Source organism: Nitrobacter sp. (assembly GCF_051535235.1).
Taxonomy (GTDB): Bacteria; Pseudomonadota; Alphaproteobacteria; order Rhizobiales; family Xanthobacteraceae; genus Nitrobacter.
This window is the reverse complement of record NZ_JBPPLZ010000009.1, coordinates 52,445-69,321: the sequence shown is the minus strand read 5'-3', so window position 1 is coordinate 69,321 and position 16,877 is coordinate 52,445. Positions and strand designations below refer to the sequence as shown.

Below are 16,877 nucleotides of genomic sequence, written 5' to 3'. Positions count from 1 at the left end.
ACGAAACGATGACATCCACAGATTCCGCCAATCGCTACCGCCGTCTTCGCGTAGCTGTCCTCGTCGTCAGCGCGGCCGCCGCACTGGGCGCCTGCACTCATACGAGCCAGGACGAGGACATCACCGCGAGCATTCCGAACGATTATCGCTTGCGACACCCCATCGCGATCCAGGAAGCGAACCGAACCGTAAACATCTTCGTCGGCAACACGCGAGGCGGACTGTCGGCATCGCAGCGCGCCGATGTCATCGGGCTTGCGAGCATCTGGCTCCGCGAGGGAACCGGCGCCATCGTCGCCGAGGTTCCTGTCGGCACCAGCAACGCCCGGGCCGCCGCCGATTCGTTCAAGGAAGTTCGCTCGCTGCTGGCTGCCGCCGGCATTCCGCCGCGTGGAATCATCGTCCGGCAATACCGCCCCGCCGACCCGCGCCTGTTCGCTACCATTCGCTTGACCTACCCGCGAATCGCGGCCACGGCGGGCCCCTGCGGCGTCTGGCCTGAGGATCTCGGCCCCTCGATCAAGAACAAGGGTTATCTCGACAACAAGCCGTACTGGAATTTCGGATGCGCCACCCAGCGCAACCTTGCCTCGATGATCGACAATCCCTCTGACCTCGTGCAGCCGCGGCCCGAAACCCCGCCCTACACCGCCCGCCGCTCCGAAGGCTTCGAGAAATATCGCAAGGGCAACACCACGACCACGGACTATCCCGAAGCCGAAAAGGCCAAACTCAGCGATACAGGCAAATGATCAATTACGCTCGCCAGAACGCAGAAGAGCCGACTGCCTCGCTTCCGCCGAAAGCCGACGATCACGTCGCGCCGGCGCCGCGCGTATCGGTGCAGGCTTTTTGCGAGACGATGGAAACAGCCACAGCCGTGCAATCGGCCGGCGAGGATCGCCGGCTGGCCAAGGCCCACCTCAAGATCCAGATGGGCGGCATGACCGCGGCCGTGGAGGCCTATCGCTCGGCGCCGACACCGAACGTCATCATTCTCGAGGCGGAAGAGCGCGGCGACATCCTCGCAGCGCTCGACCAGCTTGCGAGCGTGTGCGACGCGGGCACGCGGGTCGTCGTGATCGGCCGCGTCAACGACGTCAGCTTGTATCGCGAATTGGTCAAGCGTGGCGTCAGCGATTATGTCATCGCGCCGGTCAGCGCCATTGACGTCGTACGCTCGGTTTGCGGCCTGTTTTCAGTTCCTGAAGCGAAGGCGGTCGGCCGGATCATCGCCGTTGTCGGAGCCAAGGGCGGCGTCGGCGCGTCGACCGTCGCCCATAATGTCGCCTGGATGATCGCTCGCGATCTGGCGCTCGATTCCGTCGTCGCCGACCTCGACCTCGCCTTTGGAACGGCGGGACTGGATTTCAATCAAGACCCAGCGCAGGGCATCGCCGATGCCGTTTTCTCGCCCGACCGCATCGACACGGCCTTTGTCGATCGCCTGTTGTCGAAATGCACCGATCATCTGAGCCTGCTGGCCGCGCCGGCAACGCTGGACCGGGTCTATGACTTCGGAACGGAAGCGTTCGATTCGATTCTCGACACCCTGCGGGCGACGATGCCCTGCATCGTGCTCGATATCCCGCACCAATGGTCCGGCTGGACCAAACGGGCCCTGATCGGCGCGGACGACATCCTCGTCGTCGCCACGCCCGATCTCGCCAATCTTCGCAATACGAAAAACCTGATCGACCTGCTCAAGTTGGCGCGCCCGAACGACCGGCCGCCGCTTTATTGCCTCAACCAGGTCAGCGTTCCGAAGCGCCCGGAGATCAGCGCCAACGAATTCGCCAAAGCCATTGAAAGCCAGCCGATCGTCGCCATTCCGTTCGAGCCGCAGATGTTCGGATCGGCAGCAAACAACGGCCAGATGATCGCCGAAGTCGCGCCGAGCCACCGCGCCGCGGAAATGTTTTTGCAGATCGGGCAGCGCCTGACCGGCCGCGGCGAGGCAAAGAAGTCGCGGAAATCGCTTCTGCTTCCGTTCATCGAAAAGTTGCGGGCAAGATAAGTCCTTGCGTGGAGTACGGTCGTGTTTGGCAAGCGTAGCGGACCAGAGAACGAGGCCCGGAAGCCAGGAGGCCTGACGCTGGAGGCCGCGCCGGCCACCCGGAACGCGCCAGCGCCCGCGGAAAATGCTTCACCAATCGCTTCGGCTCCGCCGATCGCGCCGGCACGCGCCGCGCCGCCCGCGCCGGTCATCGACTCGCGCAGATCCGATACATACTACCAGGTCAAGGCAACGATTTTCGGCGCCCTGATCGAGGCGATCGACCTCGCCCAACTCGCCAAGCTCGACGGCGAATCCGCGCGCGAGGAAATCCGCGACATCGTCAACGAGATCATCGCGATCAAGAATATCGTGATGTCGATCGCCGAGCAGGAAGAACTGCTCGACGACATCTGCAATGACGTTCTCGGTTATGGCCCGCTCGAGCCGCTGCTGTCGCGCGACGACATCGCGGACATCATGGTCAACGGCGCCGGCACGGTCTTCATCGAGGTCGGCGGCAAGATCCAGCGAACCGGCATCCGGTTCCGGGACAACCAGCAACTGCTGAACATCTGCCAGCGGATCGTCAGCCAGATCGGCCGCAGGGTCGACGAATCCTCGCCGATATGCGATGCGCGCCTCGCCGACGGATCCCGCGTCAACGCCATCGTTCCGCCGCTGGCGATCGACGGGCCCGCGCTCACAATCCGAAAATTCAGGAAAGACAAGCTGACGCTCGATCAGCTTGTCAAGTTCGGCGCCATCACGCCGGAGGGCGGCACCATCCTCCAGATCATCGGACGCTGCCGCGCCAACGTGCTGATCTCGGGCGGCACCGGCTCCGGCAAGACCACGCTGCTGAACTGCCTCACAAACTATATCGACCATGACGAGCGCATTATCACCTGCGAGGACGCCGCCGAGCTTCAGTTGCAGCAGCCGCATGTGGTGCGTCTGGAAACCCGTCCGCCGAACATCGAGGGCGAGGGCCAGGTGACGATGCGCGATCTGGTCAAGAACTGCCTGCGCATGCGTCCGGAACGCATCATCGTCGGCGAAGTCCGCGGCCCCGAGGCGTTCGACCTGTTGCAGGCGATGAACACCGGCCATGACGGCTCGATGGGCACGCTGCACGCCAACAACCCGCGCGAAGCGCTGTCGCGCTGCGAATCCATGATCACCATGGGCGGCTATTCGCTGCCCTCGCGCACCATCCGCGAGATGATCTGCGCCTCGATCGACATTATCGTGCAGGCTGCCCGCCTTCGCGACGGCTCTCGCCGCATCACTCATATCACCGAAGTGATGGGGATGGAGGGCGACACCATCATCACCCAGGACATCTTCATCTACGACCTGCTGGGCGAAGACGCCAACGGACACATCATCGGCCGGCACCGTTCGACGGGGATCGGCCGGCCGCGGTTCTGGGAACGCGCGCGGTACTACAACGAGGAGAAGCGACTCGCAGCCGCACTGGATGCGGCGGAAGTCAAGGTCGAAATCTGAGGACGTGCGCCGATGAACTTGCAGATGCTCGCAATGGCATTCATGGCCGCGACCGCGGTGGGCGGCATCGCATGGGTGTTCCTGTATCCGGCGCTATCGGGCGAGACGAAGGCCGAAAAGCGCCGCGCCGCGTTCGCGCGGACGGCGCCGGCGGTCCGTCAGGTCGATCGAGCCCAACGTTCGCGACGCGAACAGATCGAAGGATCGCTGAGGGAAATCGAACAACGCAGCAAGCGCAACAGCAAGATCGCGCTCAGCACGCGAATCGCGCAGGCGGGCCTGTCCTGGTCGAAGGAGAAGTTTCTGATCGTTTCAGGCATTTTCGCTGTGGTTTGTTTTGCCGTTCCGATAATCCTGGGGTCCGGATTTCTGCCTGCCGCCGGCCTCGCATTCGCGGCGGGCCTCGGTTTGCCGCGCTGGCTGCTGAGTTTCCTCAAGAAGCGCCGGGAGAAGGCGTTTTTGCGCGCTCTTCCCGATGCGGTCGATGTGATTGTCCGCGGCATCAAGGCCGGCCTGCCGCTGTTCGAATCGCTGAAGGTCGTCGCGGTTGATTCTCCCGAACCGCTGAAAAGCGAATTCGCCGCGATCATCGAAACTCAGGCGATCGGCATGCCGCTCGGCGATGCCTGTTCGCGGCTGTACGAGCGGATGCCGCTTCCTGAAGCGAACTTCTTCGGCATCGTGGTCGCGATCCAGCAGAAATCCGGCGGCAACCTGTCGGAAGCTCTCGGCAATCTGTCCAAGGTGCTGCGCGACCGCAAGAAGATGGCCGAGAAAATCCAGGCCATGTCGATGGAAGCCAAGGCGTCGGCCGCAATCATCGGCGCGCTGCCCGTGGTCGTCATGCTGCTCGTCTACCTGACCACGCCGGACTACATCGCTCTGCTGTGGACCCATCCTACCGGACGGCTGATGCTGGCTGCCTGCGTGATCTGGATGTCTGCCGGCATCTTCGTGATGAAGAAAATGATCAATTTCGACTTCTGACGGTGCAACATGCTCGAACTCCTGGTCGAGAAACTCCACGATCCGCGATTCATGACGATGGTGCTCGCCGCCATAGCAGCCAGCGCCACTGTCTATACGCTGATCACGCCGTTTTTTGCGGCGGAGGGCCTGACGAAGCGGATGAAGGCCGTCGCCAGCGAACGCGAGCGCATCCGCCAGCGCGAGCGCGAGCGGCTCGCCAAATCCGAAAAGGTCTCGCTGCGTCAGGCACCGAAGCAATTCATCTCGAGGGTCGTGGAAGATCTCAATCTCGGCAAATGGGTGGCTCAGGAAGCCGCGCGCGACAAGCTCGTCATGGCGGGGTATCGCGGCCAGGCTCCCTACATCACCTTCCTGTTCTTCCGCATGGTCACCCCGATCGTGATGCTGATCGGGGCCGCCGTCTACGTCTTTCTATTGTCGCACATGGAGCAGTCCATTCTGCTCAAGGTCGGCATCTGCATCGGCGCAGCGTTTCTGGGCTTGCAAGCGCCCATGCTGTTTCTGAAAAACTCGATTACCAAGCGCCAGCTTTCGATCAAGCGGGCTTTTCCGGACGCGCTCGATCTGCTGCTGATCTGCATTGAATCCGGCATGTCGATCGAAGTCGCGTTTCGCAAGGTCAGCACGGAAATCGGCAGCCAGTCCGTCGCACTGGCCGAAGAGTTCACGCTGACCACGGCCGAACTGTCGTACCTTCAGGACCGCAAGGTCGCTTACGAGAATCTGGCGAAACGCACCGGGGTCGAGGGCGTGAAATCCGTATGCCTCGCGCTGCAGCAGTCGGAACGATACGGCACACCGCTCTCGCAAAGCCTTCGCGTGATGGCGCAGGAAAACCGCGACATGCGCATGTCCGAAGCCGAGAAAAAGGCGGCCGCGCTGCCGCCCAAGCTGACGGTGCCGATGATCCTGTTCTTCCTGCCCGTGCTGTTCGTGGTCATTCTCGGACCGACGGGCATCAAGCTCGCAGCCACGATGCATTGATCCCTGCCCTCGGCGCGAGGGATCGTTGCGGGCAGAGCGAAGCGATCCAAGTCCAGTCCTTGCTTTAAAAGCATCTGTGGATTGCTTCGTCGCTCCGCTTCTCGCAATAACGAGAACAGAACCCCGATTCGATCAAAACCCGGCAAGTCTCACGATTTGCGGGCGCCCTGAGCGAGAACATCTCCGGCGCCGGCGCGCGCGTTACCTCCGCGCCCGAGCATCTGCTTCAGATAGGCAACGTTCGCCTCGGCCTCGTCGGCGGGCAGATCGGCCTTCACGATGCTCTCTGCCTCGTCGAACCTGCCCTGCAATCCGACGACAAGCGCCAGATTCTGCCGGATCCGGCTGTCGGCGCGGGCGCTGGCGTAAGCGCGGCGCAACACTTCCTCGGCTTTGGGAAGTTCCTTGGTCAGGACGTACGACATGCCGAGATTGGACAGCACCGACGGCTCGTCCGGCGCGATCCTGAGCGCGCTATCGTAATAGCGGCGCGCTTCGTCGTGACGGCCGAGCTTGTCCAGCGTCGTTCCCTGGACCGAAAGAATCCGCCAGTCCGGATTTGCCGGCGTGTGAGCGCGGCTGAGCACATCGAATGCCTGCTGCGACTGACCGTTATCGGCGAGCGCCCGTCCCCAGCCGGCCAGTACCGCTTTGTTGCCCGGATTCAAGATCGCGGCGCGTTCCAGCACCGCAACGGCCTGGGCGCGCTGCCCGATGGCGCGCAATGCCTGTCCGTATTTCAGCGCCGCGTCGGCGTCCTTGGGGTTGGCGCGAAATCTTTCGCCATAAACTTCGGCGGCCTGATTGGGATCGGACGCGGAGTTCGTGTTCGCCTTAGCACCAAGCGAGCCGGTGATATCCGGGACCCCGGTGGTTTGACAGCCGCCGAGTCCGCTCGCCAGCATCACCGACATGGCGGCGGATGCGAGAAGCCTGGCAAGATACGACTGCTGACGCATGGCACCTTCGCTTGTAAATGCGGGCCGTTTGGAAAATGGGCGACTTCAGCAATAGACTGTTAACCCTAACGTCTGGTTAACTAGGCCGACTGACACCCGCGCGCTCTGCCGCTAAACTCTCCGCATCGAACAGAGATCGAGACACCTATGCATCCCGCGTTCACGACCGCGCCGGCCGAGGAGGCCGTTCCGATCACCCTCGTCGCCGAGGCGGCGTGGGAAACGACGGGCGCAACGCTGGACGGTCCGGCACGCCGGTTCGCCGAGGCGAACGGTTTTGCGGCGAAGGCGGGTCAGTACCTCGCGCTGCCGGCCGCGAACGGCGAGGTCTCTCGCATTCTGTTCGGACTCGGCGATACGGCAGGTCGCTCGTACGACCCCTTCCTCGCCGGCAAGCTGCCGGGCCTGTTGCCCGCCGGAACATTCCGCTTCGCCAATGCGACCAATGACATGCATCTCGCGACGCTGTCCTTTGCACTCGGCAGCTACCGCTTCGGCCGCTACCGCAAGGCCGACGCGCCGAAGGCTCGGCTGGTGCCTCCCGACGGTATCGACCTCGCCGATATCTCGCGGATGGCCGACGCCGCAGCGCTGGCGCGTGATCTCATCAATATCCCCGCCAACGATATGGGACCGGAAGAACTCGCGGCAGCGGCGCAAAATCTCGCGCGGCGTTTCGGCGCGGATTTCAACTGCATCACCGGCGACGATCTGAAGCACAGGAATTTTCCGCTGATCCATGCAGTCGGAATGGCTTCGCCGCGCGCACCGCGGCTGATCGATATGACCTGGGGCGATTCCGCGCATCCGAAGGTCACGCTGGTCGGCAAAGGCGTCTGCTTCGACACCGGCGGCGTCGATCTCAAACCCGCCAGCGGCATGCAGATCATGAAGAAGGACATGGGCGGCGCGGCCAATGTGCTGGCTTTGGCGCTGATGGTCATGGATAAGAAGCTGAAAATCCGGCTTCGCGTCCTGATCCCGGCGGTGGAAAACGCCGTCGCCGGCAACGCGTTTCGGCCGCTGGACGTCTTTCCGTCGCGCAAGGGCTTGAGCGTCGAAATCGGCAACACCGACGCCGAAGGCCGGCTGGTTCTCGCCGATGCGCTGGCACTGGCCGGTGAAGACAAACCCGATCTGCTGATCGATCTCGGCACGCTCACCGGCGCGGCGCGCGTGGCGCTCGGACCGGACATCCCGCCTTTCTATACGAGCGACGAGCGGCTCGCGCGCGATCTCGCGCGCTGCGCGGAGGCCGAGAACGATCCGCTGTGGCGGATGCCGCTATGGCCCGCTTACGACGCGTGGCTGGATTCCAAGGTCGCCGACATCAACAATGCGCCCTCGGGCGGCTTCGCCGGCTCGATCACCTGCGCGCTGTTCCTGCAACGCTTCGTCGAGGCGACCACACGCTGGCTTCATATCGATATCTACGGCTGGACTCCGACCGCGAAACCGGCGCGACCCGAAGGCGGCGAATGCCAGGCCGCGCGCGCGATCTACCGACTGCTGGGCGAACGCTATGGATGATCCGCGTCTCACGCCCGCCCGGCCGGAGATTGCCGCACGTTACCTGGAGGGCAAGGTCAAGGCGGAGCGCTACGCCGACGGCGAGGAACGCGAGGTCGTCGACGCCATTGCACCGCTGCAGCGCGAGCCTTTGCCCGACGCCATGCTCGATACCCAGGCGCTGCGCGGCGAGCGCGTCACGGTCTACGATCACAGCGCCGAAGGCTGGGCCTGGTGTCAATTGAAAAGCGACGGCTATGTCGGATGGATTCCCGACCGCGCGCTTGCAAGGCCCCGCGCAGCACCGACCCACAAGGTCATCGCGCTGCGGACGTTCGTGTTTCCGGGGCCATCGATCAAACTCGCGCCGGCGCAGACGCTGCCGCTCGGCGCGGCGCTGACCATCCGCCGCCATAACGGCGTGTTCGCCGTCGCCGCCGGCGATCTCTACATTCCCGCCGCTCATGTCGCGCCGCTCGATCATTTAGCCAGCGATTTCGTCGCGGTCGCTGAAATGTTCGTCGGAACGCCTTACCTCTGGGGCGGCAAGACCAGCCTCGGCATCGACTGCTCGGGTCTCGTGCAGGTGGCGCTCAACGCCGCCGGCATCGACTGTCCGCGCGACAGCGACATGCAGGAAGCCGCCTTGGGACACGCATTGCCGCCCGCAGAAGCACGACAGCCGCAGCGCGGCGACCTCATCTTCTGGAAAGGCCACGTCGCGATCGTCCGCGACGCGGCCACGCTGCTCCACGCCAACGCGCATCACATGGCGACAGCCATCGAGGGCATTCACGAAGCGATCGCCCGCATCAAGGCGGCCGGAAGCGACGTGACCAGCGTGAAGCGGTTGTAACAGCGCCCGTGTCCCGGATTCGCCGCAGCGCGCCAGCGCCGCGGTGCTGACCCGGGACCGTCACAACACGGACATTTCGCGACATCGGTATCTGAAACGGTCCCGGCTCTGCGGTGCGGCGTCACACGCCGCATCGCGTCCGGGACATGGCGTCTGACACGAAAACCCCGAACGGGGTCTCAGGCTTCCGCGCCGTTTGCGGTCTCCAGCCGGAACGCTGCGGCAAACAGCTCCCGCGTGTAATCAGACTTCGGACTCTTGAACAATGCCGATGCCGGCCCCTCCTCCACCACCTTGCCGTGCCGCATCACGATGAGATGGCTGGCGAGCGAGGCGACGACGCGCAGATCATGCGAGATGAACATGTAGGTGAGGTCGCGCTTGCGCTGCAGATCGCGCAGGAGATCAACCATCTGTGCCTGAAACAGCATGTCGAGCGCGCTGGTCGGCTCGTCCAGAACCACAAAGTCGGGCTCCAGCACCACGGCGCGCGCGATGCTGATGCGCTGGCGCTGGCCGCCGGAAAATTCGTGCGGATAGCGAAAACGCGTCGCCGGATCGAGCCCGACATCGTTGAGCGCCTTGACCACCCGCGCCTCGCGCTCGGCGTCGGACAGCGAGCGTTGATGCACGCTCAAGCCCTCGGCCACGATATCGCCGACCGACATCCGCGGGCTCAGCGCTCCGAACGGGTCCTGAAACACGATCTGCATGTCGCGGCGGAACGGCCGCATCTCCTTGAAACGCAGGCCCTGGATGTTTTTGCTCAGAAATACGATGGGTCCGTCCGACGAAATCAGCCGCAACAACGCCAGACCGAGGGTGGTCTTTCCGGACCCGGATTCGCCGACGACGCCGAGCGTCTCGCCCTTGCGCACCTTCAGCGTCACGCCATCAACCGCCTTGATGTGACCGACCGTCTTGCGCAGCAGCCCCCGCCGGACCGGGAACCAGACCTTGAGATCGTCTGCCGCGATCACGACCGGCGACTCCGGCCGCGGCGGCGCCGGATCCGGCTTCGGCTCCGCGGCCAGAAGCTCGCGCGTGTACGGATGCTTCGGCGTCTCGAAGACCTGCTCGACCGGTCCCTTCTCGACGATCTTGCCGCCGTTCATGACGCAAACACGGTCGGCGATGCGGCGGACGATGCCGAGATCGTGCGTGATGAACAACAGGCTCATTCCGAGCCGGGCGCGGATGTCCGCCAGCAGCGCCAGGATCTGCGCCTGTACGGTGACGTCGAGCGCCGTGGTCGGCTCGTCCGCTATCAGCAGGTCGGGTTCGTTGGCGAGCGCCATCGCGATCATCACGCGCTGGCGCTGGCCGCCGGACAGTTGATGCGGATAGCTGGCGAGGCGGGTTTCCGGCTCGGGAATGCCGACCTGCGTCAGCAGTTCCACGGTGCGCCGTCGCGCCGCCGCGCCGCGAGCCCCGCCGTGCAGCAGCAAGATCTCGCTGATCTGCGCTTCGATGGTGTGCAGCGGATTGAGCGAGGTCATCGGCTCCTGGAAAATGATCGAGATGTCGTTGCCGCGAATGCTCCTGATCTCGCGCTCGGACAGGCCGAGCAGCTCGCGGCCCTTGAAGCGGATGTTGCCGCCGGGGTGCGACGCGGCCGGATAGGGCAGCAGCTTGAGGATCGACAGCGCGCTGACGGATTTTCCGGATCCGGATTCGCCGACCAGCGCGACGCACTCGCCGCGCTTGATATCGAACGAAATGTGATCGACAGCGACCGAGGTTCCTCCGGCATGGTGAAACGCGACGGACAGGTCGCGAACCTCGAGCAGCGGCTGATCGATGGCGTCCATTCCGGCCTACCTGAACGTCTTGCGCGGATCGAAGGCATCACGCACCGCTTCGCCGATGAAGATCAGCAACGAAAGCATGATCGCGAGTGCGAAAAATCCGGTGAAGCCGAGCCACGGCGCCTGCACGTTGGCCTTGCCCTGCGCCAGCATCTCGCCGAGCGAGGGCGAGCCCGGCGGCAGACCGAAGCCGAGAAAATCCAGCGCGGTCAGGGTCATCACCGACGACGACACGATGAACGGCAGGAACGTCATGGTCGCGACCATGGCGTTCGGCAAAAGGTGACGGACCATAATGGTCGCATTCGACACGCCGAGCGCCCGCGCCGCCGTGATGTATTCGAAGTTGCGGCCGCGCAGGAATTCGGCGCGCACCAGACCGACCAGCGACACCCATGAGAACAGCAGCAGGATGCCGAGCAGCACGAAAAATCCCGGCACCAGCACCGACGACAAAATCAGGAGCAGGTAGAGCGAGGGAATCGCGGTCCAGACCTCGATGAAGCGCTGGAAGGCGAGATCGACCCAGCCGCCGAAATAGCCCTGCACGCCGCCGGCGGCGATGCCGATGATGGACGACACGATGGTCAGGCAAAGCCCGAACAGCACCGAGATCCGGAATCCGTAAATCAGCCGCGCCACCACGTCGCGGCCCTGATCGTCGGTCCCGAGCCAGTTGTATTCGAGATCGCGGCAGCCCGTGAGGTGCTTGCGCTGCACCACGTCCTTGCATTCAGCCTCGGTCAAGAGCCAGGTCGGTTTTGAGGGCGCCGGCGTCGGCAGATCGAGGTTGTGGGTGTCGTAGGAATAGCGGATCGGCGGCCAGATGATGGTGCCGCCCTTATCCTTGATCAGCTTCTGAACATAGGGGTCGCGATAATCTGCGGCGGTCTCGAAATCGCCGCCGAACGCGGTTTCCGGGTAAGTCACGAACGCCGGGAAATAGAAATGACCGTCGATGCGGATCAGGAACGGCCGGTCGTTGGCGATCAATTCCGCAAATAGCGAAATGAAAAACAGGATCAGGAATATCCAGAGCGACCAGTAGCCGCGCCGGTTCGATTTGAAATTCTGCCAGCGGCGACGGTTGAGCGGCGAGAGGCGGAGCCGATGGCTGCCCGGCGGCACGGCTTCGCCGAGCGGCGAGACGGCCTCGGCTTCGACGGGCTTTGGCGGCATCACCGACATCAGACTTCCCGCGCCTCGAAGTCGATTCGCGGATCGATCCACATGTAGGTGAGATCGGAGATCAGGTTGATCACAAGCCCGACCAGCGAAAAGATGAACAGCGTGCCGAACACCACGGGATAGTCGCGATTGAGCACGCTCTCAAAACCGAGCAGGCCGAGTCCGTCGAGCGAGAAGATGGTTTCGATCAAAAGCGAACCCGAAAAGAAAGCGTTAACGAACGCGCCGGGAAATCCCGCGATGACGATCAGCATGGCGTTGCGGAAGACGTGATTGTAAAGCACCTGCCGCTCGCTGCAGCCCTTGGCGCGCGCCGTCATCACATATTGCTTGCGGATCTCGTCGAGGAACGAGTTCTTGGTCAGCAGCGTCATGGTGGCGAAGGCGCCGAGCGCCATCGAAACGATGGGCAGCGTCAGGTGCCAGAAATAGTCGAGGATCTTCCAGTACCAGGGAAACTGGCTCCAGCCGTCCGATGTCAGTCCGCGCAAGGGAAAGATGCTGAAGAACGATCCGCCGGCGAACAGAATGATGAGCAGGATCGCGAACAGAAAGCCGGGTATCGCAAAGCCGACGATGATGACCCCCGAAGTCCATGTGTCGAAGCGCGATCCGTCCCTCACGGCTTTGCGGATTCCGAGCGGTATCGAAATCAGGTAGGTCAGAAGCGTCATCCAGATGCCTAGCGACATCGAGACCGGCAGCTTTTCCTTGATGAGCTGGATCACGGTGGTGTCGCGGAAGTAGCTCTTGCCGAAATCGAAGCGGGAGAAATTCCACAGCATCAGCAGAAAGCGTTCGGGCGCCGGCTTGTCGAAGCCGAACTGCTTTTCGAGACTTTTGATGAAGGCGGGATCGAGCCCCTGGGCGCCGCGGTATTTCGAGTTGACGGCGTCGGACGACGCCCCGACCTGACCGCGCGCGCCGAAATCGCCGCCGGACGATCCGGAAATGCGCGACATGCCGCCGGTATCCGAACCGCTCAGTTGCGCGATCACCCGCTCGACCGGACCGCCGGGTGCGAACTGCACAACGACGAACGACACGAACAGGATGCCCAGCAATGTGGGAATCATCAAAAGGATGCGGCGGGCGATATATGCACTCATGCCTATTTCGCCTGCCGCGACGCCGCACCGGCCTGCGTCGACCACCAGATGTCAGGCGCCATCACGCCGAGATATTTCGGCAGACTTGGCGGATGTCCGAATACATCCCAATAGGCCAGCCGGTGCGCGTTTGAATACCATTGCGGCACCCAGTAACGGCCGGCGCGAATGACGCGGTCCAGCGCGCGCGCGGCGAACACGAGTTTTGCACGGGTGTCGGCGGCGATCACCTGTTCCATCAGCGAGTCGACCGCGGGATCGGAAATGCCGGCGAGATTGTATGATCCCTTGGTCCCTGCCGCCCGCGACGAAAAGAATGGCCGCAGCGAATCACCCGGAACGGTCGAGAAGCCGAAACGCTCGATCACCATGTCGAAATCGAAGTCGTCGCGCCGTGCCCTCGCCTGCACGGGATCGACGAGCCGCAGCGTCGCCTCGATGCCGAGCGTTCCGAGGTTCTTTATGTACGGCATATGATGGGCCTGGAACGCCGGCTCTTCGAGCAGGAACTCGACGCGGAACACCTCGCCCTGCGGCGTCATACGCTTGCCATCCTTGATGGGAAAGCCCGCGTCGTTGAGCAGTTGCACCGCCTTTCGCAACAGCTTGCGATCCTGTCCGGAGCCGTCCGACACCGGCGGCACGAACGGCATGCCGAACACCTCGTCCGGCACCTTGCCGCGGAACGGCTCCAGCAGCACTACCTCTTCCGGCGACGGCAGGCCGGTCGCCATCAAATCGGAATTCTGGAACGGCGACACCGTACGAACGTAAGCGCCATACATGATGGTCTTGTTGGTCCATTCGAAATCGAAGGCGCAGTCCAGCGCCTCGCGCACGCGCGGGTCCTTGAACTTGTCGCGTCGGGTGTTGATGAACCAGCCTTGCGCGCCGGACGGCGTCTCGTCCGGCAATTGCTCGCGCTTGACGCGGCCATCAATCAGCGCGGGGAAATCGTAGCGCGTATTCCAGATGCGCGACGTAAACTCCTCGCGGTACAGGTAGCTGCGGCCGGAAAAACCCTCGAACGCCACGTCGCGGTCGCGGTAGAAGTCGAACCGCACAGTATCGAAATTGTAGCTGCCGCGGCAAACCGGAAGGTCGGCGCCCCACCAGTCCTTGACGCGATCGAATTCGATGAAGCGATTGGGCTCGAACCGACCGACCTTGTACGGCCCGCTGCCGAGCGGGACGTCGAGCGTCGATTCCTCGAACGGATGCGCGGTGTAATAAACTTTCGAAAAAATCGGCAGGCCGGCGACGAACGGCGGCACGTCGCGTCCGCGCTTGGCCGCGAAGGTCACGACCAGCGTCGCGTCGTCGGCCGCTTCCGCGCTCACCATGTCGCGCATCTGCTGGGTGATCAGGGGATGGCCCTTGGTCTTGAGGATCGTCAGTGAAAACGCTGCGTCGTGCGCGGTCAGTTTCTGCCCGTCATGAAACCGCGCCTCCGGCCGCATCTTGAATTGATAGGTCAGCCCGTCGGCCGAGATGCGCACCGACCTGGCAGCAAGACCGTACATCGCATCGGGTTCGTCGCCGGCGCGAGCCATCAGCGACGTGAACGTCATCTCCATGCCTTTCGCGCCGTCGCCCTTCAGGATGAAAGCGTTGAGCGAGTTGAAGGTCTGGAACGACTGGTTGAAGGCGCGGCTCGACGGAATGGTCGAGAACAGTCCGCCCTTCGGCGCATCGACATTGACGTAGTCGAAGTGGTGGAAGTCGGCCGGATACTTGAGGTCGCCGAACGCCGACATGCCATGCGATTCACCTTGGGGGTCGGTCTCCGCGCCGATTGCATCCGCCGGCCGAAGCCACGCCGTGGCTGCCACACCGATCCCGAGACCGATCACCTGCCGCCGGCTGGGCTCGCTCATCCGCAGACAACTCCTCAAGATCGATTGCCGATCTTGGCCGCCTTGTCGGCGTCGTACCACCACAACGCCGGGAAAGCCGCAAGACCGTACTTCGGCATTTCGGCCGGCCGGCCGAAGCGATCCCATCGCGCCGTGCGCACTTTCGAATAGGTCCACTGCGGCACGACATAATTATGATGCAGCAGCACGCGGTCGAGCGCGTGGGTCGCGGCAACCAGATCGGCGCGATCTTTGGCGAAGATCACGCGCTCGATCAGCTTGTCGATGGCGGGATTCTTGATGCCGACAACGTTGCGCGAGCCGGGCATGTCCGCCGCACGCGAGCCCCAGAACTCGCGCTGTTCGTTGCCCGGCGACAGGGATTCGCCCCACGACGCGACCACCATGTCGAAGTCCCAGTTCCGCAGCCGGTTCTCGTACTGTGTCGAATCGATGGTTCGGATGCTGACGGTAAGACCCATGCGCTCCAGCGAAGGCTTGTAGGACAGCAGGACCCGCTCGAAACTCGGATCTTCCGACAGCAGTTCGATTTCGAACGGCGCGCCGGTCTTGCCGTCGACCTGCCTGCCGCCGCGCACTTCGTAACCCGCCTCTTTCAGGAGTTTCATGCCCTCGCGCAGGTTGTTGCGAACCGCCTCGGAACTTCCGCCGACCGGATTGCTGTAAGGCGTCGTGAACACGGACGGGGGGACTTCAGCGCGGACGGTTTCGAGGATTTCAAGCTCCCGGCCCTCGGGCAGGCCGCTCGATGCCAGTTCGGTACCCTCGAAATAGCTTGCGATGCGCTTGTACTGACCGAAGAAAAGTTGCTCATTCATGGTCTCGAAATCGAAGGCGAAATTCAGCGCCCGCCGCACCCGCGCGTCCTTGAACTTGTCGCGGCGAAGGTTGGGAGCAAATGCCTGCATCACGCCCGAGCTGCGATTGGGGAATTCCTCCAGGATGACGCGCCCTTCCTTCACCGCCGGAAAGTCATAAGCGGTGGCCCAGTTCTTGGCCACGTTCTCCATGCGCCAGTCGATCTGGCCGCCCCTGAAAGCTTCGAGCGCAACGGTGCTGTCGCGGAAATACTCGTAGCGCAACTCGTCGAAATTGTTGCGGCCCACATTGAAGCCGGTGTTCAAGCCCCAGTAATCCTTGACCCGCTCCAGCGTGACCGAACGCGCCGCCTCGAAATCCTTGATCCTGTAGGCCGCGCTGCCGAGCGGCGGTTCCAGCATGGTCGCGGAAATGTCGCGCTTCTTGCCGGCGGCGTCGACGCCTTCCCACCAGTGTTTCGGAAGCACCATCAGTTGCCCGACGATCTGCGGCAGTTCGCGGTTTCCGGGCGCGTCGAAGGTGAAGGTGACGTCACGCTCGTTGGTCTTTTCGGCTTTCACCACATGGCGGTAGTAAGCGGCATATTGCGGATGGTGCGTCTTGAACGCATTGAGCGAGAAGACCACGTCGTCCGGCGTCACCGGCTTGCCGTCGTGCCACCTCGCTTCCTTGCGCAGCCGGTAGATGACGAAGGAATAGTCGTCGGGATAAGCGACCGACTCGGCCAACGCGCCGTACTCCGTCGCAACCTCGTCCAGCGAGGGGATTGTCAGCGATTCATAGATCAGCCCGACCGCTCCGGCGATCGAGCCCTTCACGCCCGACACGACCGGATTGAAATTGTCAAAGGTGCCGAGCGCGATCTGTCGCACCGTGCCGCCCACGGGAGCGTCCGGATTGACATAGTCGAAATGCTTGAAACCTTCCGGATATTTCACGTCGCCGAACAGCGAAACCCCGTGCCGCCATTTGAGGTCGGTCGGCCCGGTCTGCGCGCGGGCTGTCTCAAACGCCGAAGCGCCGGTCAGGACCTGGATCGCGGGCGCGGCTGCGATCAGGGCTCCGCCATGAAGAAGACGTCGTCGGGTGAAAGCCAAATGCAAAATTCCTGCGGGTTGACGCGCCAACGCTACGGCGCGACGCACTGTTTCGGCCGATTATGTCGGTTTTTCGGGATGACGCCACCCCACCTCCCGCACTTGTGCGGCGAAAGGTACGGATAATTGAAGGCTCGTCCACGATATGACAGCCGAGAAATCCTCGCGGCTCA

13 protein-coding genes are annotated in these 16,877 nt (G+C 63.1%); 7 read left to right on the top strand and 6 right to left on the bottom strand.

Translation table 11 applies throughout. From position 1 onward, the window contains the following. Window positions 1-8 precede the first annotated feature (8 nt). From ACS3WA_RS12690 to ACS3WA_RS12670, 5 genes are read left to right on the top strand one after another with little or no spacing between them, the layout of a single operon-like run. Window positions 9-752: a CpaD family pilus assembly protein gene (locus tag ACS3WA_RS12690; protein WP_438278877.1), complete on the top strand. Its 744-nt coding sequence runs from the start codon at window positions 9-11 to the stop codon at window positions 750-752. Further along, window positions 749-2,017: an AAA family ATPase gene (locus tag ACS3WA_RS12685; RefSeq protein WP_438278876.1), complete on the top strand. Its 1,269-nt coding sequence runs from the start codon at window positions 749-751 to the stop codon at window positions 2,015-2,017. The genes ACS3WA_RS12690 and ACS3WA_RS12685 overlap by 4 nt, the downstream gene beginning before the upstream one ends. A gap of 21 nt (window positions 2,018-2,038) precedes the next feature. Next, window positions 2,039-3,508, top strand: coding sequence for a CpaF family protein (locus ACS3WA_RS12680; RefSeq protein WP_438278875.1), 1,470 nt, complete (start codon window positions 2,039-2,041; stop codon window positions 3,506-3,508). A gap of 12 nt (window positions 3,509-3,520) precedes the next feature. Continuing rightward, window positions 3,521-4,495 (top strand): type II secretion system F family protein, encoded by a 975-nt coding sequence (locus tag ACS3WA_RS12675; protein WP_438278874.1) that lies wholly within the window; start codon window positions 3,521-3,523, stop codon window positions 4,493-4,495. A gap of 9 nt (window positions 4,496-4,504) precedes the next feature. Then, window positions 4,505-5,482 carry a type II secretion system F family protein gene (locus tag ACS3WA_RS12670; RefSeq protein ID WP_438278873.1) on the top strand — a complete coding sequence of 326 codons (978 nt, stop codon included), beginning with the start codon at window positions 4,505-4,507 and terminating at the stop codon, window positions 5,480-5,482. A gap of 149 nt (window positions 5,483-5,631) precedes the next feature. Here ACS3WA_RS12670 and ACS3WA_RS12665 read toward each other — a convergent pair whose 3' ends face one another. Further along, window positions 5,632-6,441 (bottom strand): tetratricopeptide repeat protein, encoded by an 810-nt coding sequence (locus tag ACS3WA_RS12665; RefSeq protein WP_438278872.1) that lies wholly within the window; start codon window positions 6,439-6,441, stop codon window positions 5,632-5,634. A gap of 147 nt (window positions 6,442-6,588) precedes the next feature. On the opposite strand from ACS3WA_RS12665, the gene ACS3WA_RS12660 reads away from it, so the two are divergent. Together ACS3WA_RS12660 and ACS3WA_RS12655 are read left to right on the top strand one after the other, a co-directional pair. After that, window positions 6,589-7,971 carry a leucyl aminopeptidase family protein gene (locus tag ACS3WA_RS12660; protein ID WP_438278871.1) on the top strand — a complete coding sequence of 461 codons (1,383 nt, stop codon included), beginning with the start codon at window positions 6,589-6,591 and terminating at the stop codon, window positions 7,969-7,971. Then, window positions 7,964-8,806 carry a C40 family peptidase gene (locus ACS3WA_RS12655; protein ID WP_438278870.1) on the top strand — a complete coding sequence of 281 codons (843 nt, stop codon included), beginning with the start codon at window positions 7,964-7,966 and terminating at the stop codon, window positions 8,804-8,806. Before ACS3WA_RS12660 ends, ACS3WA_RS12655 begins: the two co-directional genes overlap by 8 nt. 179 nt (window positions 8,807-8,985) lie before the next feature. On the opposite strand, the gene ACS3WA_RS12650 is transcribed toward ACS3WA_RS12655, so the two are convergent. The 5 genes from ACS3WA_RS12650 to ACS3WA_RS12630 are packed head-to-tail and all read right to left on the bottom strand — an operon-like array spanning window position 8,986 to window position 16,704. Continuing rightward, on the bottom strand, window positions 8,986-10,617 hold the full coding sequence (locus tag ACS3WA_RS12650; protein ID WP_438278869.1) for an ABC transporter ATP-binding protein: 1,632 nt from the start codon (window positions 10,615-10,617) through the stop codon (window positions 8,986-8,988). A 6-nt stretch (window positions 10,618-10,623) separates the two neighbouring features. Next, window positions 10,624-11,802, bottom strand: coding sequence for an ABC transporter permease (locus ACS3WA_RS12645; RefSeq protein WP_438278868.1), 1,179 nt, complete (start codon window positions 11,800-11,802; stop codon window positions 10,624-10,626). After that, window positions 11,802-12,911 (bottom strand): microcin C ABC transporter permease YejB, encoded by a 1,110-nt coding sequence (locus ACS3WA_RS12640; RefSeq protein WP_438278867.1) that lies wholly within the window; start codon window positions 12,909-12,911, stop codon window positions 11,802-11,804. The genes ACS3WA_RS12645 and ACS3WA_RS12640 overlap by 1 nt, the downstream gene beginning before the upstream one ends. Window positions 12,912-12,913: 2 nt before the next feature. Beyond that, window positions 12,914-14,788, bottom strand: coding sequence for an extracellular solute-binding protein (locus ACS3WA_RS12635; protein WP_438278866.1), 1,875 nt, complete (start codon window positions 14,786-14,788; stop codon window positions 12,914-12,916). Window positions 14,789-14,802: 14 nt separating this feature from the next. Continuing rightward, complete coding sequence (locus ACS3WA_RS12630; protein WP_438278865.1) at window positions 14,803-16,704, bottom strand: extracellular solute-binding protein; 1,902 nt, start codon at window positions 16,702-16,704, stop codon at window positions 14,803-14,805. Window positions 16,705-16,877 lie beyond the last annotated feature (173 nt).